Origin of the sequence: Paenarthrobacter sp. TAF1, from assembly GCF_052113825.1 — a bacterium.
Lineage (GTDB): Bacteria > Actinomycetota > Actinomycetes > Actinomycetales > Micrococcaceae > Arthrobacter > Arthrobacter nicotinovorans.
Genome location: NZ_JBFRDO010000005.1, coordinates 425,842 through 441,279 on the forward strand (window position 1 = coordinate 425,842; position 15,438 = coordinate 441,279).

16 protein-coding genes are annotated in these 15,438 nt (G+C 61.3%); 5 read left to right on the forward strand and 11 right to left on the reverse strand.

The window, feature by feature from the left end:
- Positions 1-29: 29 nt before the first annotated feature.
- From AB4Y81_RS10165 to AB4Y81_RS10190, 6 genes are all read right to left on the reverse strand, one after another.
- Positions 30-665: a matrixin family metalloprotease gene (locus tag AB4Y81_RS10165; protein ID WP_189075977.1), complete on the reverse strand. Its 636-nt coding sequence runs from the start codon at positions 663-665 to the stop codon at positions 30-32.
- Between the two features lie 134 nt (positions 666-799).
- On the reverse strand, positions 800-1,417 hold the full coding sequence (locus AB4Y81_RS10170; RefSeq protein ID WP_231375218.1) for a DUF624 domain-containing protein: 618 nt from the start codon (positions 1,415-1,417) through the stop codon (positions 800-802).
- 74 nt (positions 1,418-1,491) lie between these two features.
- Positions 1,492-3,141, reverse strand: a complete 1,650-nt coding sequence (locus tag AB4Y81_RS10175) for an ABC transporter substrate-binding protein (RefSeq protein ID WP_079581160.1) — start codon at positions 3,139-3,141, stop codon at positions 1,492-1,494.
- Positions 3,142-3,145: 4 nt separating this feature from the next.
- On the reverse strand, positions 3,146-4,015 hold the full coding sequence (locus tag AB4Y81_RS10180) for a carbohydrate ABC transporter permease (protein ID WP_026267080.1): 870 nt from the start codon (positions 4,013-4,015) through the stop codon (positions 3,146-3,148).
- Positions 4,016-4,071: 56 nt separating this feature from the next.
- On the reverse strand, positions 4,072-5,052 hold the full coding sequence (locus AB4Y81_RS10185; protein ID WP_026267079.1) for an ABC transporter permease: 981 nt from the start codon (positions 5,050-5,052) through the stop codon (positions 4,072-4,074).
- Entirely contained in the window at positions 5,043-7,124 is a 2,082-nt protein-coding gene (locus AB4Y81_RS10190) for a beta-galactosidase (protein WP_434328162.1), read from the reverse strand. The genes AB4Y81_RS10185 and AB4Y81_RS10190 overlap by 10 nt, the downstream gene beginning before the upstream one ends.
- A 388-nt stretch (positions 7,125-7,512) precedes the next feature.
- On the opposite strand from AB4Y81_RS10190, the gene AB4Y81_RS10195 reads away from it, so the two are divergent.
- A complete protein-coding gene (locus AB4Y81_RS10195; protein WP_434328341.1) occupies positions 7,513-8,265 on the forward strand; it encodes an ArsR/SmtB family transcription factor in 753 nt (250 codons plus the stop codon).
- Between the two features lie 70 nt (positions 8,266-8,335).
- Here the strand turns inward: AB4Y81_RS10195 and AB4Y81_RS10200 are convergent, their stop codons facing one another.
- Together AB4Y81_RS10200 and AB4Y81_RS10205 are read right to left on the reverse strand one after the other, a co-directional pair.
- Positions 8,336-9,328, reverse strand: coding sequence for a nucleoside hydrolase (locus AB4Y81_RS10200; RefSeq protein ID WP_434328161.1), 993 nt, complete (start codon positions 9,326-9,328; stop codon positions 8,336-8,338).
- A 78-nt stretch (positions 9,329-9,406) separates the two neighbouring features.
- Positions 9,407-10,867, reverse strand: a complete 1,461-nt coding sequence (locus AB4Y81_RS10205) for an MFS transporter (RefSeq protein ID WP_434328160.1) — start codon at positions 10,865-10,867, stop codon at positions 9,407-9,409.
- Between the two features lie 136 nt (positions 10,868-11,003).
- Between AB4Y81_RS10205 and AB4Y81_RS10210 the strand changes: the two genes are divergently transcribed.
- Both AB4Y81_RS10210 and AB4Y81_RS10215 read left to right on the forward strand, forming a co-directional pair.
- Complete coding sequence (locus AB4Y81_RS10210) at positions 11,004-11,777, forward strand: GntR family transcriptional regulator (protein ID WP_018777144.1); 774 nt, start codon at positions 11,004-11,006, stop codon at positions 11,775-11,777.
- A gap of 33 nt (positions 11,778-11,810) precedes the next feature.
- Complete coding sequence (locus tag AB4Y81_RS10215; RefSeq protein ID WP_354627239.1) at positions 11,811-12,719, forward strand: ribokinase; 909 nt, start codon at positions 11,811-11,813, stop codon at positions 12,717-12,719.
- Here the strand turns inward: AB4Y81_RS10215 and AB4Y81_RS10220 are convergent.
- Entirely contained in the window at positions 12,665-13,726 is a 1,062-nt protein-coding gene (locus AB4Y81_RS10220; protein ID WP_434328159.1) for an SDR family oxidoreductase, read from the reverse strand. The two genes, AB4Y81_RS10215 and AB4Y81_RS10220, sit on opposite strands and share 55 nt — an antisense overlap.
- Positions 13,723-14,325 (reverse strand): TetR/AcrR family transcriptional regulator, encoded by a 603-nt coding sequence (locus AB4Y81_RS10225; protein ID WP_434328158.1) that lies wholly within the window; start codon positions 14,323-14,325, stop codon positions 13,723-13,725. The genes AB4Y81_RS10220 and AB4Y81_RS10225 overlap by 4 nt, the downstream gene beginning before the upstream one ends.
- 87 nt (positions 14,326-14,412) lie before the next feature.
- On the opposite strand from AB4Y81_RS10225, the gene AB4Y81_RS10230 reads away from it, so the two are divergent.
- On the forward strand, positions 14,413-14,679 hold the full coding sequence (locus AB4Y81_RS10230; RefSeq protein WP_039240147.1) for a type II toxin-antitoxin system Phd/YefM family antitoxin: 267 nt from the start codon (positions 14,413-14,415) through the stop codon (positions 14,677-14,679).
- Positions 14,676-15,068 (forward strand): type II toxin-antitoxin system VapC family toxin, encoded by a 393-nt coding sequence (locus AB4Y81_RS10235; RefSeq protein ID WP_018777139.1) that lies wholly within the window; start codon positions 14,676-14,678, stop codon positions 15,066-15,068. Before AB4Y81_RS10230 ends, AB4Y81_RS10235 begins: the two co-directional genes overlap by 4 nt.
- Before the next feature lie 6 nt (positions 15,069-15,074).
- Here AB4Y81_RS10235 and AB4Y81_RS10240 read toward each other — a convergent pair whose 3' ends face one another.
- Positions 15,075-15,359, reverse strand: a complete 285-nt coding sequence (locus tag AB4Y81_RS10240) for an acylphosphatase (RefSeq protein ID WP_055974464.1) — start codon at positions 15,357-15,359, stop codon at positions 15,075-15,077.
- Between the last annotated feature and the right edge of the window lie 79 nt (positions 15,360-15,438).

Sequence of the window (15,438 nt, forward strand, 5' to 3'; positions counted from 1 at the left end):
GATTTCAGCATCCTCTCTGAACAGAGCAATTAGTACAGGGCAATAGTGCCGTTGTTGTCATCATTGGTTGGCCCAAATACCCCACAGCTATTTCGTGTGGAGGTGGAGGAAGTCATGAGAACGCAGCCGCCGGCGTGGCCTAGTCCGATAGCGTGACCCAGCTCGTGAGCTGCGACTCCTTGGATCGTGGCCGAAGAGTAGCCTGACGTGTAGTAATAGTTCAGATACGCGTTGGCATAAGCAAAGCAGTTTCCTGTCGAGCAGCTGTGCCAGCTGTAATAGGTGACACCATCCCATCCCACGGTAGAGGCGTACGCATCGTCAACCGTCAGCGCGCCGGGTCCGCTGGGAAGGTAGATGTTGTCCGGAGCGACGTTCCATGCATAACGACCATTATCCCAGCCTGCTATGTTGATGCTGTACATACTTGGCTGGTACTGAATGTAAATGGTTGCGCAACAACCGCTGGTCGGCGTGCCTTCCCACCGAACGCCCTCAAGGACATATGCCTTTGCAGGGCTCATGCCAAGTGCTGTCATCAGAAGTATCACCAACCCTACGGTCAGCGATTTAAGCCAAAGCGACGTCGGCCCTTTTGTGCCGAGTTGAAATTTGATCCGCGGACGCAATTCTCCCTGTTCATATTTTTCCCCATCACTTGCCACAGAGGACGCCCATTGCACCCCCTACTCTTTCTGTGGGGCCGCCCTCGAGAACGTGACGCAGATCTCTTGAAAGAGTGCTGATTGATTTCTGTCGGTTCGGATAGGACACCGCCAGGCAGGATCCTGCGCCGTCCTCAGGTGAACCTGGCTTCAACGAACCTCAGCATTGAAAGGGAATTGAGGCAGACGAGGTACAGCACCAAACCGGCTGTAAAGAGCATCAACCAGACGGTGGTCATTCCCAGAATGAAGGCGGTCACGAACAGGATCCCGGCGGTGCCCAACGACACCCTCTTCTCCACGCCCAAAGCGTAGAGGGACAACCGGTAGACGTCCCGGGCGCGGAAGCTGAAGCGGGAAAGGATGAGCATCGCGTTCATGGCGGCAGTGCAGACCAGGAGCGCGAGACCCACCAGACCTATCCGTGCGGCGAACTGTATCCCGAATCCTGAGGCAGCGTCCGGTGAGCCGGGGAGGACGCTCAGGTTGAAAGCGATGACACCCAGGAACAGCATGTAGGGCAGCCAAACGAGCAGTGCCTGCTTGAAGTTCAGACGGTACGAAGCCAGGAAGTCACGGAACACTCCCCTGTCCCCGCCTGCAAGAAGTCGATTGAAGGCATAGCAGGAAGCCACAACAGAAGGTCCCACTAGGACAAACCCCAGCAGCGCACCTGGCCCGAGTACACCGACCAGCAACGGCATGAGAACCGCCGGTGCATTGGCCAACACCAACAGAGCACTCCCGGTCATGATGCCATATACAGTGCCGGCGGCTTTGAACAGTGGTCCCGTTCCGAATTCTGGCTTCCTGCCTGCCATCGGATCTACTTCTTGTCCGCGTACGCTTTGTAGGCCTTGTTCGCCAGCTCCACGTATTTCGTCTGGCCTTTGCTGTCGAGTTCCTTGACGTAGGCGTCGAACTCGCCGAGGGGACGTTGGCCGGTGATGAACTTGAGGGTGTTCTGCTTGACGTGGTCTTTCAGCGGGGTGAGCGCCAACGTGGCTTGTTCGCGATCGACGTCGTTGAACGGGACCGGCGGCGCGACCGGGCGCGGCTTCTTCGACTTCATCGCTTCCTGGAAGGCCAGTTCTTCTTCATTGAACGTGGACTGCAGGAGTTCCGTCGTGCCGCCGTAGGCGAAGTTGCCGCCGGAGAACCCGTAGTCAACACGAAGATCCTTGGTGCCTGCAGGGTTGAGCCCCTGGAAGTTGATGTCGGCCGCAAGCTTGCGCTTACCGCCTTCCTTGGTGAACGTGGTTCCTTCCACACCCCATTTACTGAATTCCTGCCCGGCATCACTGTAGAAAAGCCAGTCGATGTACTGGATAAGCGCCACGAAGCTGTCCTTATCCTTCACCGAGGAGTTCAACATGATGCCGTTCTCCAAGCGACTGCCGCCAATAATGTCGCCCGCAGGGCCTCCTGGAACAATGATCTTGCCGATCTCGAAGTTGCCCTTGCCCAATGACTGTTCCATGGAGGTCCGATAGGTAATGACATTCTGGGAGTTGGCGCTGATGACGAAGGACTTACCCGAGACAAACTTCTGGATAGCGGAATCGTCCGTCTGGGTGAAGCTTTCGGGATCCATCAGTCCTTCGGATATGAGCGAGTTGAAGTACGTCACCAGGTCTTTGAACTTGTCCGACCCCGCGGCGAATGCGAACTGCTTCTTACCTTCATCGAACTGGAGCCCGTCAACCAATCCCCAACCGGCCACCGTCCCGAACGCTGCGCTGGCGATGTTGAGGACGCTGTCACCCTTGAACCGGTCGGAGAAGGGAACAACGTCCGGGTAGGCCTTCTTCAGCGAGCGCAGCACATCGCGGAACTCGTCCCACGTCTTCGGCTCAGAAAGACCTTCCTTCTTCAGCACATCCTTGCGGAAACACAGGGAATAGTCCGGCCACAATTCCTCATGCAATCCGGGAAGAACGTAGTACTTGCCGTCTTCCTGGGTCAGCGCTTCAATTTCCGGTTCGAGCTTCCACTTCTTCACTTTCTCCTGGAAGTGCGGCATCAGGTCCACATAGTCGCTGACGGGCAGCACCGCTCCCGCGGAGACAAACGCCGACTCCTGTCCCGGGTAGGTCTTGGCGATGATTTCCGGTGCACTGCCGGAGCTGATGAGCAGGCTGCGCTTCTGCTCGTAGTCACTGTTGGGGACGATGGTCGGTTCCAGTGTGACGTTGTTGTCGCTGGCCATCTTGGTGAACAGCAGCCAGTCCTTCTTGTAGGGATAGGTGGGTTGGTCGGAGAACAGGAACGTGAACGTCAACGGCGTCGTCGCCTTGAATGTGTCACCAACCTTGAAACTCTCCATCGCACCGTTGCGGGATTTGGAAGTGTCCACCTTCTCGGAGGTGTCGGAATCACAACTGGTCATCATCAGGCCGATGGTGACAACGGATGCGAGGCCGAGGAAGTCCCTCCTGCGGAACTCTCGTGTGCTGATCATGGGGTTTCCTTTCATAGGTTCATTCCTTGACGGAGCCGAGCATGACGCCCGAGAAGAAGTACTTCTGGACGAAGGGGTAGACGCAAAGGATGGGAATGACGGTGAGCACGATGGTGACCGACTGGATATTGGCTGCGATCTGCCCGACGTTTTCAGCCGTCCCACCCGCTGATCCGGCCGTGGTGACACCGGCAATCATGTTGCGCAGATAGATGGTGACCGGGAAGAGGTCCGGGTTGTCGAGGTAGAGGAAGGCCTGGAACCAGGAATTCCAGTTGGCCACCGCGTAGAACAGCACCATGGTGGCCACAATGGCTTTGCTCAGCGGCAGCACTACCCGGAAGAGGATCCCGTACTGGGTAAGCCCGTCAATCGATGCCGCTTCCTCCAGCTCACGGGGCATGTTCTCGAAGAACGACTTCATGATGAGCAGGTTGAAGACGCTGATGGCGTTTGGCAGCACCACCGCCCAGATGGTGTCCCGCATTCCCAAGGAACTGATGAGTACGTAGTTCGGGATCAGGCCGCCGTTGAAGAACATGGTGAAGACTGCCAGGCCGATGAACACACTGCGGCCCTTGAGGTCCTTCTTGGCAATGGCGTAAGCGAAGGCCGTGGTCAGCACCATGGAAATAGCCGTTGCCACCACTGTGTACAGGACCGTATTTCCGTAGTTGGTCCAGAACGTGGAGTCGGCCAGGATCAACTTGTAGGTCTCCGTGTTGAAACCCATCGGGAACAGGTTCACCTGCCCGGCGTTGATGAAGCCTTCACTGGAGAACGACTGGGCAATGATGTTCAGGAACGGATACATCGTCAGGAACACCACGAGCAGCAGAAACACCAGGTTGAAGGCCCGGAAGATCCGCATCCCACGGGAAACCCGCATGTTCTTCAAAAGGACCCCTTGGGCCGCAGCGCCCTTGTTGGCAGTAGCTGACTTGTTCACCACAGGCTCGTTCCTGCGAGGCGCTTGGAAATCGCGTTCGCTGAGAGGATCAGCGTGAGGCCGATGACGGATTCGAACATTCCGATCGCGGCCGCGTAGCTGAAGTTGCTGGATTCCAGGCCTACCCGGTAAAGGTAGGTGGAGATGACGTCTGAGGTTGCGTAGTTGAGCGGGTTGTAAATGAGGAGGATCTTCTCGAAACCCACAGCCATGAACGTTCCGATGTTCAGGATGAGCAGGGTGATGATGGTGGGTCGGATGGCCGGCAGGGTCACATGCCAGGTCTGCTGCCAGCGGTTGGCGCCATCGATCCGTGCCGCCTCGTACAACGATTCATCGACCCTGGTGAGCGCGGCGAGGTAGAGGATCGCTCCCCAGCCCATGGTCTGCCAGACTTCCGAGCTGATGTACATCGGCCGGAACCAACCTGGGTCCTGCGTGAAGTTCACCGAAGTTCCGAACAGGGACTCCGCGATCTGGTTTACGGTTCCCGTCATGGAGAAGTTCTGCAGGATCATCCCGGCGATGATCACCACGGACATGAAGTGCGGCAGGTATGCCACGGTCTGGACGAACTTCTTGAACTTCTGCGACCTCAACTCGTTGAGCATCAGCGCGAAGATGATGGGCATCGGGAAGCAGAACACCAGGGTCAGGACACCCAGGACGATGGTGTTCTGGAATGCCTGCCAAAAGCTGGGGTCATTGATGAAGAGGGTGACGTACTTGAGGCCAACCCACTTCTCCCCGAAGATACTGCCACCGGGTTGGAACTGACGGAAGGCAATCACATTGCCGGCCATCGGCAGGTATCTGAAAATCAGAAGATACAGCAGTGGCAGCGCCAACAGCGTGTAGAGTCGCCAATCGCGTTTGAAGGCCAGCTTCCAGCTCCCGGGCTTGTCACGCCGCCTCTTCGCTTTGCCTGGCTGGTCGCCCGGCACCACCTTTGGTGGAACATCCAGTCTTAGTGCCATGGTCCCCCCCTCTCCTGCTGTTCTTCGAGGATCAGCACGTCGTACGCAGGGAGCTCAACCGCCCCCTGAAGCGCACGACCGCTGATCAGGTCCGTGCCGCCGTCGAGGACGTCCACCCGGGACGGCGCATCATTATGGTTCAGCACCATGAGAAAGCTTTTGGCGGTGCCGTCGCCGCTGGTGCCGGCACGACGGCGGACCTGGACTCCTGCGGGTGCCTTCAGTTCCGGCTCAACGCCTGCGGTCCGCAGTTCGTCGTCGAGAAGTTGCTTGAGGAGTCCGTCGTCGACGCGGGCCGACACGTACACGGCCGAGCCTTTTCCGAACGAGTTGCGCGTCACTGCCGGTGCGCCGTTCAGGCGACCGGACGCATACCTGGCCAGGACCTCCGCGGTTTCGGCGTGCAGGTGCTCGGTCCAGTAATCCGCGGAGAAAGTACCGCCGTCGGCCGTGGTCAGCTTCACTTGCTCTCCGTCCCCTGCCAGTGGATGCATCTCCTCGCTCCAGGCACCAAGGACATTTCGCAACGCGCCCGGATACCCGCCCAGGCGGATGGTGTTGTCGCGGTCCACGATGCCGGAAAGGTAGGACACCACCAGGCGTCCACCCTCGGACACGTAGTCTTCGACCTTTTTAGCGGCTTCGTCCGTGAGGAGGTACGACGCCGGCATGAGCACCACGCCGTAGGCGGAGAGGTCGCTGTTGGCATTGACGAAGTCAACAGTGATGTTGGCGTCAAATAGCGGGCGGTAGAAGCGCAATACTTCCTGCGCGTAGTTCAGGTCCGAGCGGGGGGAGTTACCCAGCTCCAACGCCCACCAGCAGTCCCAATCGAAGACGATGGCCACTTTGGCAGCGGAACGGGTCCCCGTCAGCCCGCCCAGTGCTTTGAGTTCCTGGCCCAGCTCGCACACTTCGCGGAAGATCCTGGTGTTGGTGCCCGCATGGTTCACCATGGCCGAGTGGTAGCGCTCGGTCCCACCCTTCGCCTGCCTCCATTGGAAAAAGAGGATCGAATCGGCGCCTTGGGCAATGGCTTGGTAGGAGCCGAGCCGCATCTTGCCAGGAAGCTTGGACACATTCACGGACCACTGGCTGACCGCGCCCGTGGCTTGTTCCATGACCATCCACGGTTGGCCGTGGCGGAGGGAGCGCATGAGGTCGAAGTTCAGGGCAGCCGCGATGTGAGCGTCTTCTTCCCGCGGGTCCGGGTAGATGTCCAGGGCGGCGGCGTCTTCTTCGGCTGCCCATGCCCAGTAGTCGTTGGTTTTGTAAAAGCGCATGAAGTTGGTGACGATCGGCAAGTCCGGGCTGTGGCGCCTAAGAATGTCACGTTCGGCTTTGAAATGTTCCAGCATGCTGTCCGACGTGAACCGATGAAAGTCCAAACGCCGCGACGGGTTGGACCACGTTCGGGGCTGGGCCGGGACCCGGACCTGGTTCCAGTCCGAGTAGAGCTGGCCCCAGACGGTAGTGCTCCAGGCCTCGTTCAGTTCATCCAGTGAGGAATACTTCCGCTGAAGCCATTCCCGGAAGGCCTTCTCAGCCCACGGTCCGTAGGAAACGGGCCCATATTCATTGCCCACATGCCACATTCGCAACGCCGGATGGTTGGCGTATTGCTCCCCCATCCGCTCGGCCAGTGCCAGCGACTTGGCCCGATACACGGGGTGTGACACGTCAAAGTGCTGGCGGGAGCCGAATCCGAAGATGCTCCCGTCCGGGCGTTCCGGCATGATGTCCGGGTGCTGCTCCACCAGCCAGGCCGGCGGGACGGCATCCGGTGTTGCCAGGTCCACGCCGATGCCGTGCTCATGCATGAGATCCATGACCTCGTCCAGCCAGCCAAAGTCGAAAACGCCATCGCTGGTTTCCAAGCGGCTCCAAGAGAAGACCGCAAGCGTCACCAGGTTCACCCCGGCCTGCTGCATGAGTTTGGCATCTTCCAACCAGACTTCGCGCGGCCATTGCTCAGGGTTGTAGTCCCCGCCGTACGCGATACCGCCTAATCGCTGATGCAGGTGCTGCAGCCGCGTTTTTGCGGTCCGCAAGTCCTCAGGGTGGATGGTCATCATTGTCCTTCACTCGGGGTTCGTCGCTCCGACTTACAGTGCGACGCACATCACAGAGAGAAACTATCGTAAAGTTTCAGCAATAACAACAGTCCAGTATCCGAAACTCGCAAGTAACTTAGAGGCCTGAAATCTGCGTTCGAGTACGGCTTTCGGGCGTATGGCCTCGAGTAATTGATTCGGAATCGCGGAATAGTTTTGAAACGAGCGGACTTGTTTCGACAACAGTTCGGAAACTTTCGGAGCTTGTTAACAACTGTCTTGAATTCGCGGGAGGCCTGCGAGCGGCCAGGGGATGTTCAGCGAACTCGACCGAGCACCCGCGATCTCGCCGAGCCCCCACGAAAAACCGTTGACACGTGACCAAAAGGTCACCTATCCTGATGCCATGGACGCCGTGTTCAAGGCCTTGGCTGACCCCACCCGCAGGGAACTCCTGGACGAGTTGTTCCGCGCGGATGGCCAATCCGCCACCGCCCTCGGAGCCCGGTTCGAGATGACCCGTTTCGGCATCGCAAAGCACCTCAAACTGCTTGAGGATGCCGGGTTGGTGGTTGTCCGCCGTCGAGGACGCGAGAAGCTGCACTTCCTGAATCCGGTCCCCATCCGCCTCATCCACGATCGCTGGGTGAGTAAATACGCAGAACCATGGGCCGCTGCCCTCAGCGACCTCAAATCCAGATTGGAAAGTCCCATGGAAAAGATCTTCGAGATTTACATCAAGACCACGCCGGAAAAGCTCTGGGAAGCCATCACCGACAGCGAAATCCGCAGCAAATACCAGTTCGGGAACACCTTGACGTCGGACTGGACGCCGGGCAGCCGCTTCGAGATGCGCAACCCCAAAGCGGACGCGCCGCTGGGTGAAGGCGAGAACATCGAGGTCGATCCCCCACGCAGGCTCGTCCAGACCATGACGGCGCTGTGGGGCGAGGACGTCAAGGCCGAGGGAACATCGCGGATCACGTGGGAGATCGAGCCAGTCGGCGATTCCTGCCACCTCACCGTCACGCACGATCAACTCCGCGAAGGGGCGAACGACCAGCTCTACGGCGGCTGGCCCATGATCCTCTCCGGCCTGAAGACCTGGATGGAAACCGGGGAAAAGCTCACCACGCCCGGTTCGCTGATGTACGCATAAGGCCCTTAAAGAAGGACGACGACGGCGGGCCGCTGCCGCCGTCGTCGTCGATACCTCAGTCTCCCGCCCGTCAGGCGACGGGCTGTGCTACCTGCTCTTCGCTGAGCCATGCCGCCTGCAGGGTGCCCAGCAGGTGGGGAGCGAAATCCTCGCCGATCTCCAGGACGACGCGGCATCGCGCGCCGCGCTGCTCCGGGAACCCGGCGTACTGTCCTCGGAGATCGCAGACCGTCTGGCCCCGGCCCGGGCCGTCGGTGGTGTCCACTTGGACCCGGACGGTCGGGGCCAGGGTGGGTTCTACTCCCCTGACGGCGATGGCGGCGGCAAGGGGATCGTGCATGGCCGAGCAGGCCCGTCCGAAAATGTCGACGTAGAAGCCGAAGTAGTAGCCCAGCATCTCCCCCAAGGCCTGGGACACCGGGTGTTCGGTGGACAGCAGCTCCTGGCGGTGGTTTTCCTCCAGGACGTTGGTCATGGTGACATCCAGGGGAACCAGCGTCACGTTCCAGTCCGCGGCCAGGACCTCGGCTGCGGCCTCGGGGTCGTTGGCGATGTTGGCTTCGGCCACAGGAGAGATGTTTCCCGGTGCCAGCGCAGCGCCGCCCATGATGGTCACCTCGGCAATAAGCTCAGGCAGCTTCGGTTCCAGCCGCAACGCTTCGGCGATGTTGGTCAGCGGACCGATGGCCACCAACCGCAGCTCCCCGGCGTACTGGTGGGCCAACTGGACCAACAGTTCGGCAGCCGTGGCCTTCACCGGTTCGCGGTCGGACGGAGCCAGGTCCACGCCGCCGATGCCGTTATCGCCATGGACGTGCGGTGCGCCGCCGTGGAAGGTGCCCACCAGCGGATCGTGCGCGCCGACTGCCACGGGGATGTCCGGGTGGCCCGCAAGGTTCAGCAGGTCCAGGGTGTTGCGGGCGCCGCCGGCTGCACTGACGTTGCCGCTCACGGTCCCGATTCCTACGAGCTCGGCCTTGGGTGAGGCCAGGAGGTAGGCGAGGGCGAGGGCGTCGTCGATGCCGGTATCGCAGTCAAGGAAGAAGGGTGCAGGCTGGTTCACAGGTCTCTCGTTTCAGGTGTAACGGTGATGGGGGTTCTGCTGGGTGTCCGCGCGGAACCGGCGGACCGGCGTCGCGCGTTAGATCTTTTCGCCCTTCGGCGCGGCGATGAACAGGCTGACAATGAACGCCAGGGCGGTGATCGATACCGAAATCCAGAGGGCAGCAGAGTACCCGGCGGCGGTGCCTTGGCCTGCGAACGGCGCAACAACCACGACGCCGAGGCTCGCCCCGATCCCGAAGGAGGCGCCGTTGATGCCCGGCAGAGCTGCGGGTGCTTCCTTGGGCGAGAGCAGGACGGACAGGCCGTTGATGGCAGTGAGGAAGAATCCGTTGTAGAAAATGCCCAACGCGGCGATGGCGATGAGGACCGCGATCTGGTTGTGGGCGAACAGGGCGGCGATGATCGCGCAGGCGAGGCTGGTTGCGGTGCCTACACGGACGGTCTTGATCCAACCGCGGCGGTCGGCGATCCAGCCGGCCAGCGGAGCGGCGAACACGCCAATCAGTGCTGCAGGGGTGAGGAACAGCAGGGCTGCCACCGACGCGGACAGTCCGAAGCCGTTGTCCTTGTCCTGGCTGAGCAATACCACGGTGAAGTTGATGATGGCGAAGATGCCCGCAAGTGTCAGCACGGTGGTGGCGATGACAGGCCACACCTGGCGGGAACGGAGGTGGTGGACTGCAACCAACGGGGTTTCGCGCTTTTTCTCGATGAGCCAGAAGGCCGTGAACGATGCAATACTGCCGGCCAGCAGTCCGAGGGCCGCCGGTGAAGTCCAGCCGGCAGAGGAACCCGTGGACACGAAGTAGGTGATGAACACCAGGAACACGGACAGGGAACCCGCTCCCCACCAGTCCATCCGGCCCGGAGCCACGCTGGACCTACCGCCCGGGACTACCTTGATGACACAGACGACGGCGATGGCTGCCAGCACCAGCACGGCGACGAAGATCGACTGGAAGCCCAGGGTCTCGGCCATGAGCCCGCCGAAGTAGCCGTCCACGCCACCAACTCCACCGTTGATGGCGGCAATGATCCCAATGGAGGTGCCGAAGAGCCGGGCGGGCAGGTACTCGTTCAGGACGATGTAGGAGAGGGCGAAGATCGCGCTGGAGACGCCCTGCATGAAGCGGCCCGTCACCAGCAGCGGCAAGGTCGGGGCGAAGATGCACAACACGGTTCCGGCGCCCATGATGGCCAGCACCAGCAGCAATGCGTTGCGGCGGCCTATGAAGTCGCTCCACCGGCCAATCACAGGACCTGAGATGGCGCCGGCGAGGAAGAACATGGATTGAACCTGTGCGACGGCTTCCGGGGTCTCGCCGAAGAAGGAGCCGATATGCGGCAGTGCGGGGGTGATCATGCTGGCGTTGAGTTGGAAAGCCAGGACGGCCAGGACCAGCGTGGTGATCAGCAGTGCGGCAGCCTTGCCGTGGACCCTGCCTTCATCGGGAGCGTCAAGATCGCCGGCCGGGGTCTGCGGGTCTACGGCCTGCGGATCTGCAGCCTGCTGGCCTGTGGCGGTGGGGATGTTCACATCAAACTCCTTTGTCCAGGGGCGCGGGGCGGCGCCACGAGATGTGAGTTGTTATACAAGCATGTATTACGAGCTTGTGCAACCTGTCACATTCATCCGGTACAGTGTCGGTAACCCATTCCAAGTGAGGCCTCCCTTGACCGACAAAGCCGTCCAGTTCCTGTCCCGCCCCATAGCTACCCAGCCCGGGCAGCCCCTTCGTGTTGCCGCGTACTCGCGCATCGCAGAGGCGATCCGGACAAAGATCTTGCCGCCGGGTTCGCTGCTCCCCACCGAGACCGAGCTGGGCACCATGATGGATGTCAGCCGCACCGTGATCCGGGAAGCGTTGATGTTGCTGGAAGAAGACGGCCTCACCCGGGCACGCCGTGGAGTCGGACGGTTCGTGGCTGATTCACTGCCCAGGATCGGGATTGAACACATCCGCCCGTTCGATCAACTCCTTGGCGGGCCGGACCAGGACATCCAGGTCAAGCGCGTGGCAGCCATCAAACAACCGGCGTCGGAGTTCGTTGCGCCGGGTATCGGAGTGGAGCCCGATGAGGACGTCTGGTTCTGGGAGAGCGTGCTCATCCGCAACGGCGAGCCCGTGGCCCACCTCCAGGAAAACGTTGCACAGAGAATTCCCGAAGCCGACCAACTCGCCGAGGCCGCAGAGGCGCCCACGCTTTCCGCGTCCACACTCCTGGAGGTGCTCAGCGGACTACCCGGCGCTTCCCTGGGACCCGGCGAATGCGAGATCAGCCTCAGTACGGCCGGGCCAAGCCGTGCAAAGCTGCTGGGACTGCGCCCCTCTGATCCGGTGCTGGTCCTCACCCAGTACGTGCGCCGGAACGGCTCCCCGTTCTACCTCGCAAAATGCCTCGTAGCCGCGAAAGCCGGCCACCTCTCCGTCATCCAGTCCTCCTGACATTCAGCTGATTTCTTCCAAAAAGGACCTTCCATGAGCACTCCCCTGCACTCTTCCGCGCCCATTTCCAGCTCCACGCTCACGGTGGTGGGCAGCATCAACCTCGACATCACGGCAACGGCCAGCCGGCTGCCCTCCCCCGGTGAAACCGTCGGCGGAGCAGTCCTCCGCCAGCAGCCCGGTGGGAAGGGCGCCAACCAGGCAGTTGCTGCGGCCCGGCTTTCCGGCCGCTCCCGCATGGTGGGGGCCGTTGGCCAGGACGACGCCGGCCGGACACTTCTGGACGCAATGGCCGGCGCCGGCGTCGACATCCACAGCGTTGCCCGCGTGGAAGCGGCGACAGGAACTGCCTTGGTGCTGGTGGACAGCGACGGCGAAAACCAGATTGTGGTGTGCCCCGGCGCCAACGGCTCAGTGGCCTTGGACGGGGTTTCATTCGGCGAAGAAGAAGCCCTGCTTTGCCAGCTCGAAGTGGACCAAGACGTGGTTCTGGAAGCTGCCCGCCGCGCACCGGGATTCTTCGCACTCAACGCCGCACCGGCAGCGCCGATCCTGCCGGAACTCCTGGAGCGCTGCGATCTGGTGATCGTGAACGAAACCGAATACGAGCTGATCCCCGCCCTCAAGAATGCGCCGCTGGTCGCGGTGACCTACGGCGGCGAGGGCTCGGCAATCTTCGTCGACGGCGAACGCGTCGCCGAGGCTCCGGCGGTAAAAGTCACGGACATCGCCAACACGATCGGCGCGGGCGACGCCTTCTGCGCAGCCCTGGTCCTTGCCCTGCAATCCGGATTGGACCACAGCCATGCCTTGGCCGTAGCCAACGCCGTGGGCGCTGATGCCGTCCGCGATGCCTCGTCCCAGCCCGCCTTGCAGTCCCTGGAACACTACATTGAGGCGACGCGCCTGCCCGATGCAGCGGGTTCCGCCGCCACCAAGTAATCCGCCCACCGCTTCAGGGCAGTCTCCACAGGCGGATGATGCAATCCGTGTGCCTCAGCCAAGGCGAGCGCTGCCGCGGTGGGATACCGCTCTTCCGAGAGGAACGACAACGTCTCCGGATCCGCGCCGGTGAGTTTGGGCGGGAGCCTCTTCAGAAGAGCACTGGGGATTCTCAACCACGGGACCCTGACCTTCAGGTGCTTCCCGAGCATGCGCAACAGTTCCGGCAACGGCGGCGTGGCGTCATCGAGAACCCAGTACGAGGCGTTTTCCGCCTCGGATGTGATGGGGACCAGCGCCATGAATGACGCCAGGTAGTCCACAGTCACCACGGGGACGAACGTGCGGTTGTTCCCGGGCAGTGCGGGCAGCTTTCCACGGGAGAGGTCCATGACGCTCGCCGCGAGGCCCAGACCCTGCTGCGACTCGCCGTTGACGGAATCTCCGATCACGGAGGCCGGATTGACCACGGTGAAAGGGACGCCCAGGGAACGCGCTGTCGCTTGCACCACGGCGTCGGACTCCACCTTGGAGCCTTCATAGGCGCCCAGGTGTTTGTATTCCCTGGCGCGGCGCGAGTCGTCCCACGGCACCTCGTTCGGGTCTTGGCCGCCCACCCGGTAGCCGGACAGATGGACCAGCCTGGTCAGCGCCGGCAGCTGCGAGGCGAAACGAACCACGCGTTCTGCGCTGGTCACGTTCGCGGAGTACGCTTCGTCGGCCGTCATGCCAAACGCGAACGCACCGGCGACATTGTGGACTTCAGTCACGGACCGGAATTCGTCCGACCCAGGATCAACACCCAAGCCGGCGTCGTTGAAGTCCACGAGCACGTGCTTTGCGGTGCCGTCGGCATCGTGACGCGCGAGCCAGCCCGCCAGCCGGTGGAAGGAATCTTCGCTGCGCACCGCGGCGGTGACGGTCACCCCCTGGTGCAGGAGTTCCCGCACCAGCCACTGCCCGATGTGGCCCGTGGCTCCGAACACCAAGGCATGGCGGAGGCTCACGCGCCTGCTCCGGCCTGGGTTGCTGCCAGCAATGTCTTGAGCGCCCCGGCGGCTGCGTCCATTGGCTGGGTGGACTTGTGGGCGCGGGACAGGATGAGCGAGCCCTCCACCAGGCAAATGATCGATGTCGCCAGGCTATGGGCGTTTCCCTCTTCCACCCCGAACGTGGACAAGTAGCCGGATACGGCCTGGATCCATCCGTCGTAGACGCGGCTGCACGCCTCCCTCAGCGGCTCATTCTCCGATGCCGCGTCCAAGGCGACGGAGGAAACGGGACAACCTGCCTGATAATCGCTGGTTTCCAGGATGTTTTTGAGTTCGGCAATGAGTGCGTCCACTACCGCCGCAGGTGAGGTGGCCGTCGTCGTGGCCTTGCCAATCAGTTCTCCGAAGTGATCGCCGGCCAGCGCCACGGCGGCAACACCGAGCCCCGTCTTTCCTTCGGGGAAATGGAAATAGAGCGAGCCTTTGGGAGCACCGGACCGGGCCAGGACAGTGTTGAGTCCGGTTCCGTGATAGCCGTGAAGTTGGACCAGATCAAGCATGGACTCGACCAAACGCTGCCGGGTTGCGATTCCTTTGGGGTATGAAGAAGACATATCTAGATAATAGACCAGTCTATATATTATTTCCACAAACAGCCGGGGTGGATGCTACAGTTGCTACGATTGCTACGGAGGATCATCATGACAACTATTCCCCACCGGGAACTGCGCAACCAGAGCAGCAAGATTCTGGAACGCGTCAAGAATGGCGAAGTCATCGACGTCACCAATAACGGCCAGGTCGCGGCCACCCTCATTCCGCCATCCGCTTCGCCCTTTGAACGATTGCTCCAAGCAGGAAGCATCCGGCCTGCCATCGAGTCACCCGTGGACTTCCGCCTTGTGGCGCGTGTCAGCAGCGATATGACCACGGCCGACATCCTGGCTGACCTCCGCGGGGACCGGTGATCGTTTACGCGGACACCTCCGCGATTCTTAAGCTTGTTGTGGATGAGCAGGAATCTGAAGCTCTGGCCGCGCATCTCCAGGGAGTCCGGTTAGCTGGAGGTCACTTGGTGGCTTCCATGCTCCTCTACACCGAGCTTCACTGCGCTGCACGCCGACGCAGCCTTCCCTTTGACCAAGTCAACGACGTCCTTGCCGGCCTCAACCTTGTTGATGTCACCCGTTCGGATCTAATGTATGCCTCAGCGCTGCCCAGGCAACTTCGGAGCGCAGACGCCATTCACTTGGCAACCGCCATCCGGCTTCAAGTGGACTCCGTGGTGGCCTATGACCAGGAACTGTGCTTGGCCGCGAAGGAATCCGGGCTCACGACCACGTCGCCCGGAACCTAGCCAGGCCTACCCCACGATCCGGAAGTCATCGAACTCCCCTGTACCGTCGGAGAGTTCGAAAGCCACCTTCTCAACGTGGCCCGGCGCCTGCGTGGACTGGAGCCACTTCACGAGGCGGTCAACGTCGGCTGCCGAACCCTCGGCAAGCAACCGGACGGAACCGTCGTGATCATTACGGACCGTCCCTGTCAGCAGGAGTTCGTCGGCCTTCCGGGCAGTCCAGTAGCGGAAGCCCACCCCCTGGACGACGCCGGTGATGCGGGCTGTGAGCCGAACGGTCCCGTCAGTCATGGCTCCACTTTAACCAGATCCGCCCTTGTCCGGCCCGTTCACCGTATAAGGGCGTGCGGGCCTGACAAGGGCGGGATCC

Coding starts and splice junctions, on each gene's coding strand:
- AB4Y81_RS10170 (WP_231375218.1), bottom strand. CDS start 1,417: ATGACCGGGAGTGCTCTGTTGGTGTTGGCCAATGCACCGGCGGTTCTC.
- AB4Y81_RS10240 (WP_055974464.1), bottom strand. CDS start 15,359: ATGACTGACGGGACCGTTCGGCTCACAGCCCGCATCACCGGCGTCGTC.
- AB4Y81_RS10180 (WP_026267080.1), bottom strand. CDS start 4,015: ATGCGGGTTTCCCGTGGGATGCGGATCTTCCGGGCCTTCAACCTGGTG.
- AB4Y81_RS10230 (WP_039240147.1), top strand. CDS start 14,413: ATGACAACTATTCCCCACCGGGAACTGCGCAACCAGAGCAGCAAGATT.
- AB4Y81_RS10195 (WP_434328341.1), top strand. CDS start 7,513: ATGGACGCCGTGTTCAAGGCCTTGGCTGACCCCACCCGCAGGGAACTC.
- AB4Y81_RS10175 (WP_079581160.1), bottom strand. CDS start 3,141: ATGAAAGGAAACCCCATGATCAGCACACGAGAGTTCCGCAGGAGGGAC.
- AB4Y81_RS10215 (WP_354627239.1), top strand. CDS start 11,811: ATGAGCACTCCCCTGCACTCTTCCGCGCCCATTTCCAGCTCCACGCTC.
- AB4Y81_RS10190 (WP_434328162.1), bottom strand. CDS start 7,124: ATGACCATCCACCCTGAGGACTTGCGGACCGCAAAAACGCGGCTGCAG.
- AB4Y81_RS10225 (WP_434328158.1), bottom strand. CDS start 14,325: ATGTCTTCTTCATACCCCAAAGGAATCGCAACCCGGCAGCGTTTGGTC.
- AB4Y81_RS10185 (WP_026267079.1), bottom strand. CDS start 5,052: ATGGCACTAAGACTGGATGTTCCACCAAAGGTGGTGCCGGGCGACCAG.